The sequence below is a fragment of the Micromonospora sp. NBC_01740 genome (assembly GCF_035920365.1).
In the GTDB taxonomy this organism is placed as follows: domain Bacteria; phylum Actinomycetota; class Actinomycetes; order Mycobacteriales; family Micromonosporaceae; genus Micromonospora; species Micromonospora reichwaldensis.
Genome location: NZ_CP109150.1, coordinates 6,146,041 through 6,161,254, shown reverse-complemented (window position 1 = coordinate 6,161,254; position 15,214 = coordinate 6,146,041). Strand labels below are relative to the sequence as shown.

Below are 15,214 nucleotides of genomic sequence, written 5' to 3'. Positions count from 1 at the left end.
ACCGGCTCCGCGTGAGGAGATGTGCGTGAGTGACGTGCTGACCACGATCCCCGCCCTGCTGCGGCAGGCCGCGCAGGACGCCGCCGAAATCGAGGCCCTGGTCGACGGTGACGTACGGATGACCTTCGCCGAGCTCGACGCGGCCGTCACCCGGTTCGCCCGGGCCGCGGTCGCGCACGGTCTCGAGCCGGGGGACCGCGTCGTCGTCTGGGCACCGAACAGCGCGGACTGGGTCGTCAGCGCCCTCGGCGTGCTGGCCGCCGGGGGCGTGCTCTGCCCCGTCAACACCCGCTTCCGCGGGGAGGAGGCGCGGTACGCCATCGCCAAGGTCCGGGCCACGATGGTCATCCTCGACGATACCTTCCTGGGTGCCGACTACCTGGCCGCGCTGCGCGGCGACGGGCCACCACCGGCCATCGGGTGCCCCGTGCCGCTGCTGCCCTCGGTGCGTACCGTCGTCGACCTGTCCGCCGCCGCGGACCGCGAGCAGGCCGGCGCCGGCGTGTGGTCCCTGGCCGGCTTCACCGCGCTGGCCGACCAGGTCGACCCCGCCATCGTCGACGGACGGATCGCCGCCCTCGACCCCGAGGGCATGGCCGACATCCTGTTCACCTCGGGCACCACCGGCTACCCCAAGGGTGCGATGGTCTCGCACGCCTCGAACCTGCGCGTCGACCTGCAGTGGGCCCGGCTCGTCGGGCTGCGGCGCGGCGACCGCTACCTCATGGTCAACCCGTTCTTCCACAGCTTCGGCTACCGGGCCGGCATCCTGGCCTGCCTGCTCATGCGCGCCACGATCATCCCGGTCGCCGTGTTCGACGTCGCGACCGTGCTGCGTCTCGTCGAGCGGGAACGCGTCACCGTCTTCCCCGGCGCGCCCACCGTCTACACCTCCCTGCTCGAGCACCCCGACTTCGGCGCCTACGACGTCAGCTCGGTGCGCCTGGCCGTCACCGGGGCCACGATCGTGCCGGTGCCGCTGCTGCGCCGGATGCGCGAGGAACTCGGCTTCCGCGACGTCATCACCGCCTACGGCCTGACCGAGACGTGCGGCACCGCGACCGTGTGTCCGCCCGACGCCGACATCGAGCGGATCTCGACCAGTTGCGGACGGGCGATCCCGGGCACCGAGCTGCGGATCGCCGGCATCGACGGGCAGGCGCTGCCGGCCGGTGAGTCCGGCGAGATCCTCGTGCGTGGCTACAACGTCATGCTGGGCTACTTCGAGGACCCGGTCGCCACCGCACAGGCCATCGACGAGGACGGCTGGCTGCACACCGGCGACGTCGGCTGGGTCGACGAGGACGGCTACCTGCGCATCACCGACCGGATCAAGGACGTCTACATGGTCGGGGGCTTCAACGTCTACCCCGCCGAGGTCGAGCGCGTGCTGTGCGAGCACCCCGCGGTCTCCGACGCCGCCGTCGTCGGGGTGCCCGACGCGCGGATGGGCGAGGTCGGCAGCGCCTTCGTGCAGACCGTTCCCGACTGGAGTGGCGACGAGTCGGTGCTCGTCGACGAGCTCGAGGCGTGGTGCCGGGACCGGCTGGCCAACTTCAAGCGCCCCCGCAGCTTCAGCGTCGTTCCGGCCCTGCCACGGACCCCGAGCGGAAAGATCCAGAAGTTCAAGCTCACCGGGTGAGCGCGAACCCGACCAGACCTGACACCGACGGCACCGCCGTCACGGGCACCAGCCCGAAATCGGAGGACACCATGCAGGACGTAGTCATCGTCGCCGCGGCGCGCTCGCCGATCGGCCGGGCCTTCAAGGGGTCGTTGGCCTCGATGCGGGCCGACGACCTGGCGACCCAGATGGTCCAGGCGGCCCTGGCCCAGGTGCCGTCGCTCGACCCGACCCGGATCGACGACCTCATGCTCGGCTGCGCGCAGCCGGCCGGCGAGCAGGGCTGGGGCCTCGGGCGCGTCGTCGCCGTCGAGCTCGGGCTCGACCGGGTCCCCGGGACGACGGTGCAGCGCTACTGCGCCTCGAGCCTGCAGACGACCCGGATGGCGCTGCACGCCATCCGCGCCGGTGAGGCGGACGTGCTCGTCTCCGCCGGGGTCGAGGTGGTCTCGCACTTCGCCGCCGGCAAGTCCGACGGCATGCCGGACACGAAGAACCCGATCTTCGCCGCGGCGGGGGAGCGCACCGCCGCCCGCGCCCAGGGTGGCGCCGGCCCGTGGACCGACCCGCGCGACGCGGGCGAGCTGCCCGACGTCTACATCGCGATGGGCGAGACCGCCGAGAACGTCGCGAGCCACCGCGGGGTGAGCCGCGCTGAGCAGGACGAGTGGGCCGCCACGAGCCAGCAGCGGGCCCGGGCCGCGATCGAGTCGGGCTTCTTCGCCACCGACATCACGCCCGTGACCCTCGCCGACGGCACCGTCGTGGCCACCGACGACGGGCCCCGCGCCGGGGTGACCGTCGAGTCGCTCTCCGGCCTCAAGCCGGTCTTCCGGCCCGACGGTACGGTGACCGCGGGCAACTGCTGCGCGCTCAACGACGGCGCGGCCGCCCTCGTCGTCATGTCCGCCCGCAGGGCCGCCGAGCTCGGCATCACGCCGCTGGCCCGGATCCTGTCCACGGGCGTCTCGGCGATCTCGCCGGAGATCATGGGTCTCGGCCCGGTCGAGGCCTCGAAGCGGGCCCTCGCGCTGGCCGGGCTCTCGATGGCCGACATCGATCTCGTCGAGCTCAACGAGGCGTTCGCCGCGCAGGTCGTCCCCTCCATCTGGGACCTCAAGGTCGCTCCCGAGCGGGTCAACGTCCACGGCGGCGCGATCGCCCTGGGCCACCCGTTCGGCCAGACCGGAGCGCGGATGACGACGACCCTCATCAACGGGTTGCGGGCCCGCGACGGCCAGTTCGGTCTCGAGACGATGTGCACGGCCGGCGGCCAGGGCATGGCGATGGTCGTCGAACGGCTCTCCTAGGGCGCCGCGCCCATCGGCCACAGGGGCCCTGACCAGTGCCCGGTCGATCGTTTGACCGGCAGGCCATTTGCGGTCCGGTCGATGTCAACCCGGACCGGCGCGAGCCCACTCTCTGACCGCCTGCTGCCGGCCTTGCCCCAGATACGGGAAGGACCGCCTCGCCGGCAGTTGCCCGCCGAGCAGAATGCGGCTGCCGGGTCAGGCGGCAGGATGCCCAGGTCGTCGGTCCGCTGCGGGTGACGGGACCAGCGTCCGTGGGGCCGGAACGACGGTGTCGAGCTGCCCCACGCATGCGATCAACCGGCGCCAAACCCCTGCCCGTCCGTGGGGGCAGCTCGACAGCGCGCCTGACCCGGTGTCGGCGTACGGGTTCCGTGCAGGTCGGGTACCAGACGTGCAGAGGTGGGGCGCGAAGCATTCGGGACGCTACGAGGGCGGCCGACCCGACGACCCACGTCCGCTACTCACGATGAGTAGATCCGTGGACGTGAGCTGGCACCCGCTGGCGCCCGGCTCGCGGCATGACAGGGCTTCGGTCGCCGAGACCATAGGCGTTGACGGTGTTGGGTGACGCGCTGGCGGCACACGTTCATTGCCGCGACGGCCATGAATACTGCGGGGCCGATCCGGACGCGATGGCGTTACCGGGAAGTCGGGGTCGGTGTACGCCGTTGAAGATCAACCGCCGGTCCCGGGGTGCACCCGCTTTCTCAGGTTGGGTGGCGACCGTTCCGCCACCACCTTTCCGGCGGCGTCGTACCCGACCAAGACCGGCGGGTCGACGCTCTCGTTGGCGAGGTACCAGAAAAAGAACACGTCTTCGGCGCGTACGGCTGACCGCACGGACCCGTCGGGCAGTCGCAGTTCCGCCCGTACCGCATCCCCGGCGGCAGCCCACATCGTGTGTATTCCTCTGCCGTCCTCGGATCCGCCCATGGTGCTGAGCGGCTCCGTGCCCCGGTCCGCCGCGCCCGTGCACTGTCCCCCGGCAAGTTTGAAGCTTGTCGGGGCCGGCCGGTCGAGGTCACCGGGCGGCTCGAACAGGGGGGCTATGCAGGTGGTGCCGTCCTGGCCCTTGGCGGACCAGACGGACAGTACGGTGCCGTCCGGGCCCGGTGCCTGGGCCACTCGTCGTGCTGTCTGGACGTCCACCGCGCCCCCGGTTTCGGTCGCCCAGAACGACAACGGCTTAGTGAATGACTCGGGCAGCAGCCCTCCGGCGACGGCGATGCTCGCACCCGAAGCGACAAGCCCGGCAGCCAATGCGGCGGTAAACACGACCCGCCGTCTGTGCGACCGTGGAGGGGCCTCCGGGAGGTCGCCGACGATGTTGACCAACAGGTGTGCCAGCGCTGCTTCCCGAGTCGAGGCAGGCCAGCGGTCATCGACTGCGGTAACCGGCCTGAGCTTCTCGACAACGATCATCATGTCGCGATCCTTGGTCATGCGGTGCCTCCTGCAGATGGCAGTGGACGTTGGGCAGCGTCGACGTGAGGCGGCGCGTCCGGCTCGCCGCTGGCGCGTAGTCGCCGCCGCGCCCTGAACACCCGTACATGGAAGGCCGGTAGTGAGCAGCCCGCCACCCGCGCCGCCTGCTCCGGGGTCAAGCCGTCCCAAGCGATCAGCAGCAGCGCCTCCCGCTCCTTCGGGGTCAGCGTCGCCAGTTGGGTCAGCACGGTAGCGCGCTCCGTGGCGAGAACATCGGCGGCAGCCGCCGGCTCCGCGACCTGCCGGAACCGTTCCAACTCGACGGCCACTCGTGCCTGCCGATGTCCCGATCGACGCAGGTTGGAGATGGTGTTGCGGGCGACCACGAGCAGCCAGGGCAAGGGGTCGTCCGGAACACTGGCGAGCTTCCGCCAGGCCACCAGGAACGTCTCCGACACCACATCCTGTGCGGAATCGGAGTCAAGGTGTCGCAACGCGTACGCCATCACCCGAGGTCCGTGTTCAGTCCACAGCTCCACGAACCGTTGTTCATGCCGCTCGGCTGCGTGCTCTTCTCTCACACCACGTAGTGTCCGGCCACACTTCGGAACTTACGGCGACAGCTGCCAGAGAGTGAGCAGGTGCAGTTCACCCCGGGACGGTGGTCATGCGCCCTTCGCGCCTCGGCGACCCCAGCGCTGTTCGCGGCTACGAGGGGAACAGCCTCCAGTGCCCCTCGGAAACGACCTCGACGGTGCCGTCGGTCACCTTGATGGCCGTCTGGTCGTCGATTGCGTACGCCGGACCGGCGATCTCGGCCGCCCACCTCTCGGCACCAGCCATGGTGTTGTCCGGCTCGAGACCCAGGTGCGGGAAGATCGAGAAGTCGACGACCCCCAGTGTGCGGTCGTCGGGCGCGGACTGCCACTCGACGAAGTCCGCACCGATCCGGGGGGTCAGCACCATGCTCCCAGCACTCAACCCCACCCAGACGGTGTCCCGCAGCGACGGCAGGAGATCCGCCAGCCCGGACTGCCGCATCCAGTGGCACAGGTACGTCGCATCGCCGCCGGCCACGAGCATGACGTCAGCCTCCCGGACCCAGGGGACCCACCGCTCCTCGCCGATGCTGGGCAGCGCTGTCAGCTCGAGGACGCCCAGCGACTTCCAGCCCAGGTCGCACATGGGTAGCGGCGTCTGCCCGGTGATGAAGCGCCAGGCCGAGGCTGGCCCGCCCATGGGGTGGACCGCCGTAGGGATGCAGAGGGCGCTGGAGTCGGCGATCGGCTTGCCCAGCAGGTCGACCAGCGCATCGCGGATGCTCGGGTTCATGACGCCCGCGGACGTGAGAAGGAGTTTCACGCTTGCCTCCTGTACGTAGCGGTCATGACGCTCTCCCCGAGAGTCGGGAGATCGGTTGCATGGGAGTACAGACTGGACACCATAACGAAACTCATCGCCGTTGCGACCCCTCAAGCCTCCCGCACGCACATCGGCAGTTCCGCACACCACCGGGGCTTGGCAAATGTCACTGTGGATAGTCGATGATTTCTGTGTGCTGGCGGCGACTCGGCGGTCAGCCTGCTGCTGACCCTCGGTAGGGGCCCGGTGCGAACGCGACCGGGGTTCCTGTGCCGGGTCGGAGGTGTCGGGGTGCGTGGGTCTGCGGCCGGGCCGGGGTCAGTGCCGGCGCAGCGCCGCCGCGAGGGTCGCGGCCCGGCCCGCGACGGCGGCCGACTGCTCGGCGAACGAGGCCGCGGTGCGGTCGCCACCGCTCATCGCGCCCTGCGCGACCCTGGTGTGCACGCCCTCGACGATGCACGCGGTCTTCCACCAGTTGTACGCGACGAAGTAGTCGATCCGGGCCGTGTCGGTGCCGGTGGCGAGGCAGTACCTGGCGAGCAGTTCGTCCCGGGTCGAGAAGCCGGGCAGGACCGTGGCCGGATCGTGCAGCGCACGGGCCTCGTCGTCGGCCTGCGCCCAGTAGACGAGCAGTTGGCCGACGTCGGCCAGGGGGTCGCCGACCGTGGTCAGCTCCCAGTCGAGCACGCCCTGCACCCGCCACCGGGAGTCGAGCATGCAGTTGTCGAGGCGGAAGTCCCCGTGCACGATCCCCGAGCGGGACTGCTCGGGAGCCGCGGCCACGAGATGCTCGTGCGCGGTCTGCAGATCGGGCAGGTCACGGATCCTGGTCCGGTGCCAGTTGTCGTGCCAGCGCCCGAGCTGGCGGGTGATGTAGTCGCGGCGGTGGGCCAGACCCCCGAGCCCGATGAGCTCCGGCCCGAGCCCGTGCAGGGCCACGAGGGCGTCGACGATCGTGGGGCCGATGAGCGCGCGGTCGGCCTCGGTGGTGAGCCGCTCAACGTCGGCGGGGCTGCGCAGGATCGTGCCGTCGAGGTGCTCGAGCACGACGAGAGGGGCGCCGGCCACCTCGCCCGTCTCCTCGACGGCGAGCACTCGCGGCGCCGGGAGGTGGCCGTGCAGCCCACGCAGGATCCGCGCCTCGCGCAGCACGTCGTGCGCGGTGGCGGGGTGGTCCCCGAGCGGTGGACGTCGCAGCACGACGACGTGGCCGGCCGCGTCGGTGGTCCGGTAGGTGAGGTTGGAGCGTCCCCCGGCGATGAGCTCGTGTCGCAGGTTCCCCCGCAGCTCGGGCACGGCGCGGCCGAGCCAGGCGTCGACCCCCGCCGGGAGCCCGGGGTGTCGGGTGGTGCCGCTCGGGGCCGGACCGGTCCGGGCATGACCCGCTGCCGTCATGGAGCGCCTCCTCAGTCGCGGGCGAGAATCCCGTCGAGGTACACCGAGACGAGGTCGTCGGCGAAGGTCGCCATGGAGTACGACGGGGTCGGCTTGAACCAGCGGACCGAGAGCCACAGCGAGTCACGCAGCATGCCGTGCAGCACACGTACCGGGATGTCGTTGCGGAAGTCGCCGCTGGCGATGCCGGCCTCGAGCACCTGGATCCAGGCCCGCTGGATCGAGGCGGCCGACTCGCGGATGTGCTCGTAGCCCTCGATCGTGGGCAGGTAGGTGCTCGAGTTCTGGTAGATCTCGGTCGCGTGCGGGTGTGCCTCGATGTTGGCCAGCGAGCTCGTCACGAGCTCGCGTAGCTGGGTCGCCGGCCTTTCCTCGGACGCCAGTACCTTGGCGTAGCGGTCGGTCAGGTCGGTCAGGTAGTCCGAGATGATCGCGTCGACCATCTCGTCCTTGGACTTGAAGTGGTGGTAGAGGCTGCCCGAGAGGATGCCGACCGAGTCGGCGATCTCGCGGACGGTCGTGGCGCCGATCCCCTTGGCGGCGAACAGGTGCGCGGCGTTGTCGAGGATGACCGAGCGGCGGTCCTGGGTCGTCGACATCTGGGATGCTCCCGGTTTCCTCGAACGTTGTCGGTCAAGCGCTTGTTTATACCACTCGACACCCCCTGTGCGCGTGGAGGCAAGGATCTTCCTTGACCGGGGAGATCGCGTCGCCTAGCGTACAACCAACCAAGCGCTCGTTAGGTTGTGCGGAGGTTCGCGCTCCGGCTTCGATCGCCGAGAGGGGCTGCCCGCATGCCCGACCCGATCCCCACCGTGCCGCCCGGCAACGGGCCCGGTCGTCCACCCGCCGCCAGCCCGGACGAGGGGGCCGGCCTGCTCGCCGGCCGCGTCGTCATCGTCACCGGCGCCGCCAACGGGTTGGGGGCGGCGTACGCGCGCGGCATCGCCGCGGCCGGGGCCCACGTGGTCGCCGTCGACGTCGACGAGCAGGGCCTCGATCGGCTCGGCGGGCAGCTCGCCGCGGCCGGTGGCCGTGGCTCGATCAGGGTCGCCGACGTCGCGGACTGGGCGACCGCGCACGACCTCGTGCGTGACTGCCTCGCCGAGCACGGCCAGCTCGACGGCCTCGTCAACAACGCCGGCGTCTTCGCCATGGCCCACGCCGGCACCGAGTCCGAGGCCACGGTGCGCCGGATGCTCGAGGTCAACGTGCTCGGCACCATCGCCTGGGGCGACGCCGCGATCGCGGCGATGCGCGCCCAGGGCCACGGGGTCCTGGTCAACGTCACCTCGGGCGAGCAGATGGGCCGCGCCGAGACGGCCGTGTACGGGGCGACGAAGGCCGCGATCGCCACGCTCACCTACGCGTGGGCAGCCGAGCTCGCCGAGGCCGGGATCCGCGTCAACGCCATCTCCCCGAACGCGCAGACCCGGATGGCCGAGGTGCTCGCGCAGTTCCGGGGTGCCCCGAGCGGGCAGAACGCGGGGATCGCCCCCGAGGCCAACGTGCCGCTGCTGATCTACCTGCTCTCGGACCTCAGCGCCGAGCTCACCGGCCAGGTGCTGCGCGCCAACGGTCCCGAGCTCATGCTGACGACCCACCCGGCGCTCGCCGACCCCGTGCTGCGGCACGCCGCGTGGACCCCGGAGCGGATCGCCGAGGCCGTCACGGCGCGGCTGCGGCCGCACCTGGCGCCCCTCGGGGTGCGCCGGGTGCGCGTCGAATACCTCGACTGACCGACGTCCGACACCCGGACGACCCCGAACCCGACAGGGGCCCGATGTCCGCCACGATCAACCCGCTCTGCGTCAGCGGCATGGCCGCGATGTCCTGGGCCCTGCCCGAGGAGATCGCGATGTACCGGCGTACCGGCACCGACCTCGTCGGCCTGCAGTGCGGCAAGGTCGCCGCCTTCGGCGTGCCGGCCCTCGGCGACCTGCTCGCCGAGCACGACGTACGGCTCGGCTACCTCGTGCACGGCTTCACCGCCCATCCGGACGACGAGTCGGGCTGGGCGCAGCAGGTCGCGGCGCTGCGGACCGGCGTCGTCGACGCCCGTACGCTCGGAGCCGACCTCGTCTATCTCACGTCGGGCCCCTCGGCGCACCTGACGTGGGAGGCGGCGGCCGACCGGTTCGCCGAGCGGATCGCCCCGGTCGTGGCCACCGCCCGTGAGCACGGGGTGCGCCTCGGCGTGGAGAACACCCTGCCGGTCAGGTGCGACCTGAGCTTCACGCACACCGCGCGGGACGCCCTCGCCCTGGCCGACCTCTGCGGCATCGGCATCTGCCTCGACCTCTACTGCTGCTGGCAGGAGCGGGGACTGACCGACCTGGTCCGCGAGCGGGTCGCGCGGATCGAGATCCTGCAGGTGTCCGACTTCCGGGTCGGCACCTCGACCTTCCCGAACCGGTGGGTGCCCGGGGACGCCGACCTGCCGATGGCCGGCCTGCTGGGGAGCGTGCTGCGGGCCGGCTACACCGGCATCGTCGACGTCGAGCTGCTCGGCCCGGCCATCGAGGCTGAGGGGGCCGAGTCGGCGGTGACCCGCTCGATCACCTGGCTGCGCGAGCAGATCGCGGCGGTGCGTCCCTGAGCGCTCAGGGCACGTCCGCCGTGAGCAGATCACAACAGCGCGCCCCTGAGCTTCAGGGCACGTCCGCCCACCGCGGCGCGCGCCTGGCGACGAACGCGGCCGCGCCCTCGGCGGCATCGGGCCCAGCCAGCAGTTCGAGGGTCGCGAGCCGGTTGGCCGCGGCGAGGTCGCGTTCGCGGGGGTCGAGGCTCAGGTGCATGAGCCGCTTGGTCGCCAGCACCGCCGCCGGAGAGTGGGTCGCGATCCGGGCGCCGAGCGCGAGCGCGCGCGGGAGGACCTCGTCGGCGGGTACCACGGCGTTGACCAGGCCCAGCTCGTGGGCCCGGGCCGCCGGAAGTGGCTCGGCCGTCAGCCCGAGCTCGAGGGCGACGGCGATCGGCAGGCGACGGGGCAGGTCGGTGCCGCCCTCGGAGGCGGCGATGCCGCGCCCCACCTCGGGCAGTGCGAAGTAGGCGTGCTCGGCCGCGACCACGAGGTCGCAGGCGAGGGCGAGCTCGAAGCCGCCGCCGACGGCGGGCCCGTTGACCGCGGCGATGACCGGCTTGCGGTAGCCGCCGCGCAGTAGCGTGAGAGGGCTGCGGGCCACGTCGACCAGGCGTCCCTCGGCCGCGGCGCGCAGGTCCATCCCGGCGCTGAAGGACAACTCGCCGGTGCCGGTCAGCACGACCGCGCGCACGCCCGGGTCCGCGTCGTACCCGAGCAGGGCGTCGGTCATCGCCAGGAGGGTGTCGGGGTCGAGGGCGTTACGCACCTGAGGGCGGTTGATCCTGACGACGCCCACCGCGCCGACGCGCTCGCACACCACTGTGCCCATCGTCCCGCCCTCCTTCGCATCAGGGTCTTGACCCACTCCCGATGGCTGTTAGTCTACCAACCAAGCGCTTGCTACATGGTGGCCCGGCCACGGATGCCCGGCACGCGACTCGCCTTTCCGCACCGCTCGCCACCGCGCTGGAGCAGTGCCCCGAGACGAAACGATGAGGGACACATGGCCGACAAGACTCTGACAACGCGCGACGTCGTGTCGCGGCTCCGATCCGGAATGACCATCGGCATCGGGGGATGGGGCTCACGGCGCAAGCCCATGGCCCTCGTACGCGAGATCCTGCGCTCCGACCTCAGGGACCTGACCGTCGTCAGCTACGGCGGGCCGGACGTCGGCCTGCTCTGTGCCGCGGGCAAGGTCAGGAAGGTCGTCTTCGGTTTCGTCTCGCTCGACAGCATCGCCCTCGACCCGCACTTCCGTGCCGCGCGGCAGAGGGGCGCCGTCGAGGTCGCCGAGTACGACGAGGGCATGCTCCAGTGGGGGCTGTACGCCGCCGGCATCCGCCTGCCCTTCCTGCCGACCCGCGCCGGGCTCGGGTCGGACGTCCTGAAGCACAATCCCGACCTCAAGCTCGTCCAGGACCCGTACGGCACCGAGCAGCTCGTGGCCATGCCGCCGCTGCGCCTCGACGCGGCCCTCGTGCACATGAACCGCGCCGACGCCCAGGGCAACGGCCAGTTCCTCGGGCCCGACCCGTACTTCGACGACCTCTACTGCCTCGCCGCCGACCAGGCCTTCATGTCCTGCGAGCGGATCGTGCCCACGGCCGAGCTCAGCGCCGCCGGGCACTCGGCGACGATCAAGATCAACCGTCAGCTCGTCGCGGGCGTCGTCGAGACCCCGAACGGCGCGCACTTCACCTCCTGCGCCCCCGACTACGAGCGCGACGAGGCCTTCCAGCGCGAGTACGTCAAGGCCGCCGGCGACCCGCAGGCCTGGGCCAAGTTCGAGAAGCGGTACCTGTCCGGTACGGAAGATGACTACCAGGCGGCCGTCGCCGCCCGAGCCGAGGAGGTCGCATGAGCAGCGCCGTCACCGAGTCCGCGGACCAGCCCACGGGCAGCGCCAGTACTGCCGACGCGCCGGTGACCCGCGCCGAGTACTGCGCGGTCGCCGTGGCGGACGCGTTCGCCGGCGACGGCGAGTCCATCGCCAGCGCCTTCGGCACGATCCCGGCCATCGGCGTCCGCCTCGCCCGGCTCACCGTCGCCCCCGACCTGCTGCTCACCGACGGCGAGGCCCACTTCGTCTCCGGCACCTGGCCGATCGGCGCGGACCCGCACGCCACCGAGGGCGTCGTCGTCGAGGGCTGGAGCCCGTTTCGCACGATCTTCGACCTCGTCTGGCACGGCAAGCGGCACGTCATGATGATCCCGGTCCAGATCGACGGGCACGGCAACACCAACATCTCGGCCATCGGCGACTACGCCCAGCCGAAGGTCCAACTGCTCGGCGTGCGCGGCGCCCCCGGCAACAGCGTCTACCACCCGACCAGCTACTGGGTGCCCAACCACTCCACGCGCAGCTTCGTCCGTACCGTCGACATGATCTCCGGCGTCGGCACCGACAGCGCCCGCGCCGCCGGGCCGGCCGCGATCGCGTACCACGATCTGCGCCGGGTCGTCACCAACCTCGCGGTCCTCGACTTCGGCGGTCCCGACGGCGCGCTGCGCCTGCTCAGCCTGCACCCCGGCGTCACGCTCGAGGAGGTCCGCGCGGCCACCGGCTGCGACCTGCACGTCGAGGGCGAGGTCCCGGCCACCCGCGAGCCGACCGCCGAGGAGCTGCGCCTCATCCGCGAGGTCATCGACCCCCGCTCGCTGCGCGACCGCGAGATCCCCGCATGAGCCGGGCCCAGGAGCCGCACCCGACGCTGCGCACCCGGGCGACCGACCTGTTCGGGGTGCGGTACCCGATCGTCCAGACCGGCATGGGCTACGTCTCCGACGTGCGCCTGACCACCGCGACGGCCAACGCCGGCGGGCTGGGCATCCTCGCGGCCGGCCTGCTCTCCTACGACGAACTCGTCGTGGCCGTCGAGCAGATCCAGGCCGGCACCGACGCGCCGTTCGGCGTCAACATCCGCGCCGACCAGCCCGACGTCGTCAAGCGCATCGACCTGCTCATCTCGGCCGGCGTCAAGGTCGCCTCCTTCGCCCTGGCCCCCAAGCAGGAGCTCATCGCCAGGTGCAAGGACGCCGGCCTCGTCGTCGTCCCGTCGATCGGCGCGCGCCGCCACGCCGAGAAGGTCGCCGCGTGGGGCGCCGACGCCGTCATCGTGCAGGGCGGCGAGGGCGGCGGCCACACCGGCGGGGTGCCCACCAGCCTGCTGCTGCCCCAGGTCGTCGACGCCGTCGACATCCCGGTCATCGGCGCCGGTGGCTTCTTCGACGGCCGCGGCCTCGTCGCCGCGCTCGCCTACGGTGCCGAGGGCATCGCCATGGGCACCCGCTTCCTGCTCACCAGCGACTCGCCCGTCGAGTCGTCGGTCAAGGACGTCTACCTGGCCAAGACGGTCAACGACACCGTCCTGACCCTCCAGGTCGACGGCGTCCCGCAGCGCGTGCTGCGCGCCGGCACGATCGAGGAGCTGGAGCGCACCTCCGCCCCCGGCCGACTGCTGCGGGCCGTGCGCAACGCCGTCGCCTTCCAGAAGCTGTCCCGCACGCCGTGGGGCGACATGGTCCGCGAGGGCCTGGCCATGCGCAAGGCACACGACCTGACGTGGAGCCAGGTCGTCATGGCGGCCAACGCCCCGATGCTCTACCGGTCGGCCCTGATCGAGGGCAGGACCGACGTCGGCGTCATGGCCACCGGCCAGGTCGTCGGACTCATCGACGACGTTCCGAGCGTCGCCGAGCTCATCGACCGCATCATCGACGAGGCCACCCGGACCCTCGACCGGCTCGGCGTGCCCGCGCCGGTCGCGTCGGCCCCGGCCCTGCCCGAGGAGGACTAGTCATGGGAGCACTGCAGGGACGGGTCGTCGTCGTCACCGGCGCCGGCCGCGGCCTCGGCCGAGAGCACGCGCTGCTCGCCGCCGCCGAAGGCGCCTCGGTCGTCGTCGCCGACACCGGCGCCGCCGCCGACGGCACCGGCAGCGACCCCTCGGTCGTCGAGGCCGTCGCCGCCGAGATCACTACCGCCGGCGGGCAGGCCGTGGCCAGCACCGCGGACGCCGCCACCACCGAGGGCGCCCGCGAGCTGCTCGCGCTCGCCCGCGACACCTACGGGCGCGTTGACGGCCTCGTCAACAACGCCGGCATCCTGCGGGACCGGATGTTCGTGAACATGAGCGAGGACGACTGGGACGCGGTCATCCGCGGCCAGCTGCGCGCGACGTTCGCGCCGTGCCGGGTGTTCGCCGACCACTGGCGCACCGAGTCCAAGGCCGGCAACCAGCCGGTCGCCTCGATCGTCAACGTCTCCTCCACCTCAGGCCTCATCGGCGCCGTCGGGCAGACGAACTACGGCGCGGGCAAGGCCGCCATCGCGGCCCTCACCGTCATCCTCGCCCAGGAGATCGGCCGCTACGGCGTACGCGTCAACGCGATCGTCCCGGTCGCGCGCACCCGGATGACCCAGGACCTGCCCGGCATCGGCGAACTGGTCGCCGCCCCGGCCGACCCCGCCGCGTTCGACGTCTACCACCCGGGCAACGTCTCCCCGCTCGTCGCCTGGCTGCTCACCGCCGACGCGCCGGTGACCGGCGAGGTGTACTACGCCAAGGGTGGCGAGATCCGTCGCTTCGCGCCGTGGAGCTACGACTGGACCATCGACAAGGGCGCCCGCTGGAGCGTCGGGGAGATCGCGAAGGAGATGGCCGCCCGTGCCTGACACCGGTCACACCAACGCCGCCGACTGGGCCGGCCCCGCCCACGGGCTGCTCTCCGGGCGCTCGGTGCTCGTCACCGCCGCGGCCGGCACCGGCATCGGCTTCGCGACGGCGCGCCGCGCCGCCGAGGAAGGCGCGCGTGTCGCCATCAGCGACCGGCACGAGCGCCGCCTCGCCGAGTCGGTCGACGAAATCGAGCGGCTCACCGGGACCCGGCCCCTCGGGGTGCCCTGCGACGTCACCGACCAGGCCCAGCTCGACCACCTCATGGACACCGTCGCCGCCGAACTCGGCGGCATCGACGTGCTCGTGAACAACGCAGGCCTCGGCGGCACCGCGGCCGTGCAGGACATGACCGACGACCAGTGGGACTCCGTCCTGTCGGTGACCCTGACCTCGACGTTCAAGGCGACCCGGTCGGTGCTGCGGCACATGATCCCGGCCGGTAAGGGGGTCATCGTCAACAACGCCTCCGTCATCGGCTGGCGCGCGCAGAAGGGGCAGGCGCACTACGCCGCGGCCAAGGCCGGCGTCATGGCGCTGACCCGGTGCGCGGCCCTCGACGTCGCCGAGCACGGCGTCCGGGTCAACGCGGTGTCCCCGAGCATCGCGGTGCACGCCCACCTGGCCAAGGTGACAAGTGACGAGCTGCTCGCCCAGCTCTCGGCCCAGGAGGCCTTCGGCCGGGCCGCGACGCCGTGGGAGATCGCCAACGTCATCGTCTTCCTCGCCAGCGACTACTCGTCGTACATGACCGGCGAGGTCGTGTCCGTCTCGAGCCAGCACCCGTGACCGTCCGGTGCGTGCCGGCGACCCGCGCCGGCGCGTACCGATG

General features: G+C 71.9%; 14 protein-coding genes and 1 pseudogene. 9 read left to right on the top strand and 6 right to left on the bottom strand.

Features of this window, described 5'->3' with window-relative positions:
- The first annotated feature begins 25 nt into the window (after positions 1–25).
- Entirely contained in the window at positions 26–1,642 is a 1,617-nt protein-coding gene (locus OG989_RS26855) for a FadD3 family acyl-CoA ligase (RefSeq protein ID WP_442791886.1), read from the top strand.
- A gap of 71 nt (positions 1,643–1,713) precedes the next feature.
- Entirely contained in the window at positions 1,714–2,934 is a 1,221-nt protein-coding gene (locus tag OG989_RS26850) for an acetyl-CoA C-acetyltransferase (RefSeq protein WP_327028858.1), read from the top strand.
- Between the two features lie 678 nt (positions 2,935–3,612).
- Here OG989_RS26850 and OG989_RS26845 read toward each other — a convergent pair.
- The 5 genes from OG989_RS26845 to OG989_RS26825 all read right to left on the bottom strand — a co-directional run bounded on the left by OG989_RS26845 (position 3,613) and on the right by OG989_RS26825 (position 7,718).
- Positions 3,613–4,380, bottom strand: coding sequence for a hypothetical protein (locus tag OG989_RS26845; RefSeq protein WP_327028857.1), 768 nt, complete (start codon positions 4,378–4,380; stop codon positions 3,613–3,615).
- Positions 4,377–4,943: an RNA polymerase sigma factor gene (locus OG989_RS26840; protein ID WP_311410307.1), complete on the bottom strand. Its 567-nt coding sequence runs from the start codon at positions 4,941–4,943 to the stop codon at positions 4,377–4,379. The genes OG989_RS26845 and OG989_RS26840 overlap by 4 nt, the downstream gene beginning before the upstream one ends.
- 127 nt (positions 4,944–5,070) lie before the next feature.
- Positions 5,071–5,724: a Type 1 glutamine amidotransferase-like domain-containing protein gene (locus OG989_RS26835; protein WP_151454511.1), complete on the bottom strand. Its 654-nt coding sequence runs from the start codon at positions 5,722–5,724 to the stop codon at positions 5,071–5,073.
- Between the two features lie 318 nt (positions 5,725–6,042).
- Positions 6,043–7,119 (bottom strand): phosphotransferase family protein, encoded by a 1,077-nt coding sequence (locus tag OG989_RS26830; RefSeq protein WP_327028856.1) that lies wholly within the window; start codon positions 7,117–7,119, stop codon positions 6,043–6,045.
- Positions 7,120–7,130: 11 nt separating this feature from the next.
- Complete coding sequence (locus OG989_RS26825) at positions 7,131–7,718, bottom strand: TetR/AcrR family transcriptional regulator (protein WP_151454513.1); 588 nt, start codon at positions 7,716–7,718, stop codon at positions 7,131–7,133.
- Between the two features lie 195 nt (positions 7,719–7,913).
- Between OG989_RS26825 and OG989_RS26820 the strand changes: the two genes are divergently transcribed.
- The gene (locus OG989_RS26820) at positions 7,914–8,858 is read left to right on the top strand and encodes an SDR family NAD(P)-dependent oxidoreductase (protein WP_151454514.1); all 945 of its coding nucleotides are present in this window, start codon (positions 7,914–7,916) and stop codon (positions 8,856–8,858) included.
- 44 nt (positions 8,859–8,902) lie between these two features.
- Positions 8,903–9,718, top strand: a complete 816-nt coding sequence (locus OG989_RS26815; protein WP_151454515.1) for a sugar phosphate isomerase/epimerase family protein — start codon at positions 8,903–8,905, stop codon at positions 9,716–9,718.
- A 52-nt stretch (positions 9,719–9,770) separates the two neighbouring features.
- Here OG989_RS26815 and OG989_RS26810 read toward each other — a convergent pair whose 3' ends face one another.
- Positions 9,771–10,532 (bottom strand): enoyl-CoA hydratase/isomerase family protein, encoded by a 762-nt coding sequence (locus tag OG989_RS26810; RefSeq protein WP_151454516.1) that lies wholly within the window; start codon positions 10,530–10,532, stop codon positions 9,771–9,773.
- 174 nt (positions 10,533–10,706) lie between these two features.
- Here OG989_RS26810 and OG989_RS26805 point away from each other — a divergent pair, with 174 nt between their 5' ends.
- From OG989_RS26805 to OG989_RS26785, 5 genes and pseudogenes are all read left to right on the top strand, one after another.
- Complete coding sequence (locus OG989_RS26805; RefSeq protein WP_327028855.1) at positions 10,707–11,567, top strand: CoA transferase subunit A; 861 nt, start codon at positions 10,707–10,709, stop codon at positions 11,565–11,567.
- Positions 11,564–12,391: a CoA-transferase subunit beta gene (locus OG989_RS26800; RefSeq protein ID WP_151454518.1), complete on the top strand. Its 828-nt coding sequence runs from the start codon at positions 11,564–11,566 to the stop codon at positions 12,389–12,391. The genes OG989_RS26805 and OG989_RS26800 overlap by 4 nt, the downstream gene beginning before the upstream one ends.
- Entirely contained in the window at positions 12,388–13,503 is a 1,116-nt protein-coding gene (locus tag OG989_RS26795; RefSeq protein ID WP_151454519.1) for an NAD(P)H-dependent flavin oxidoreductase, read from the top strand. Before OG989_RS26800 ends, OG989_RS26795 begins: the two co-directional genes overlap by 4 nt.
- A 2-nt stretch (positions 13,504–13,505) precedes the next feature.
- A complete protein-coding gene (locus OG989_RS26790) occupies positions 13,506–14,381 on the top strand; it encodes an SDR family NAD(P)-dependent oxidoreductase (protein WP_151454520.1) in 876 nt (291 codons plus the stop codon).
- Positions 14,378–15,171 (top strand): annotated as a pseudogene (locus tag OG989_RS26785) (SDR family oxidoreductase). The gene OG989_RS26790 and the pseudogene OG989_RS26785 overlap by 4 nt, the downstream one beginning before the upstream one ends.
- Positions 15,172–15,214 lie beyond the last annotated feature (43 nt).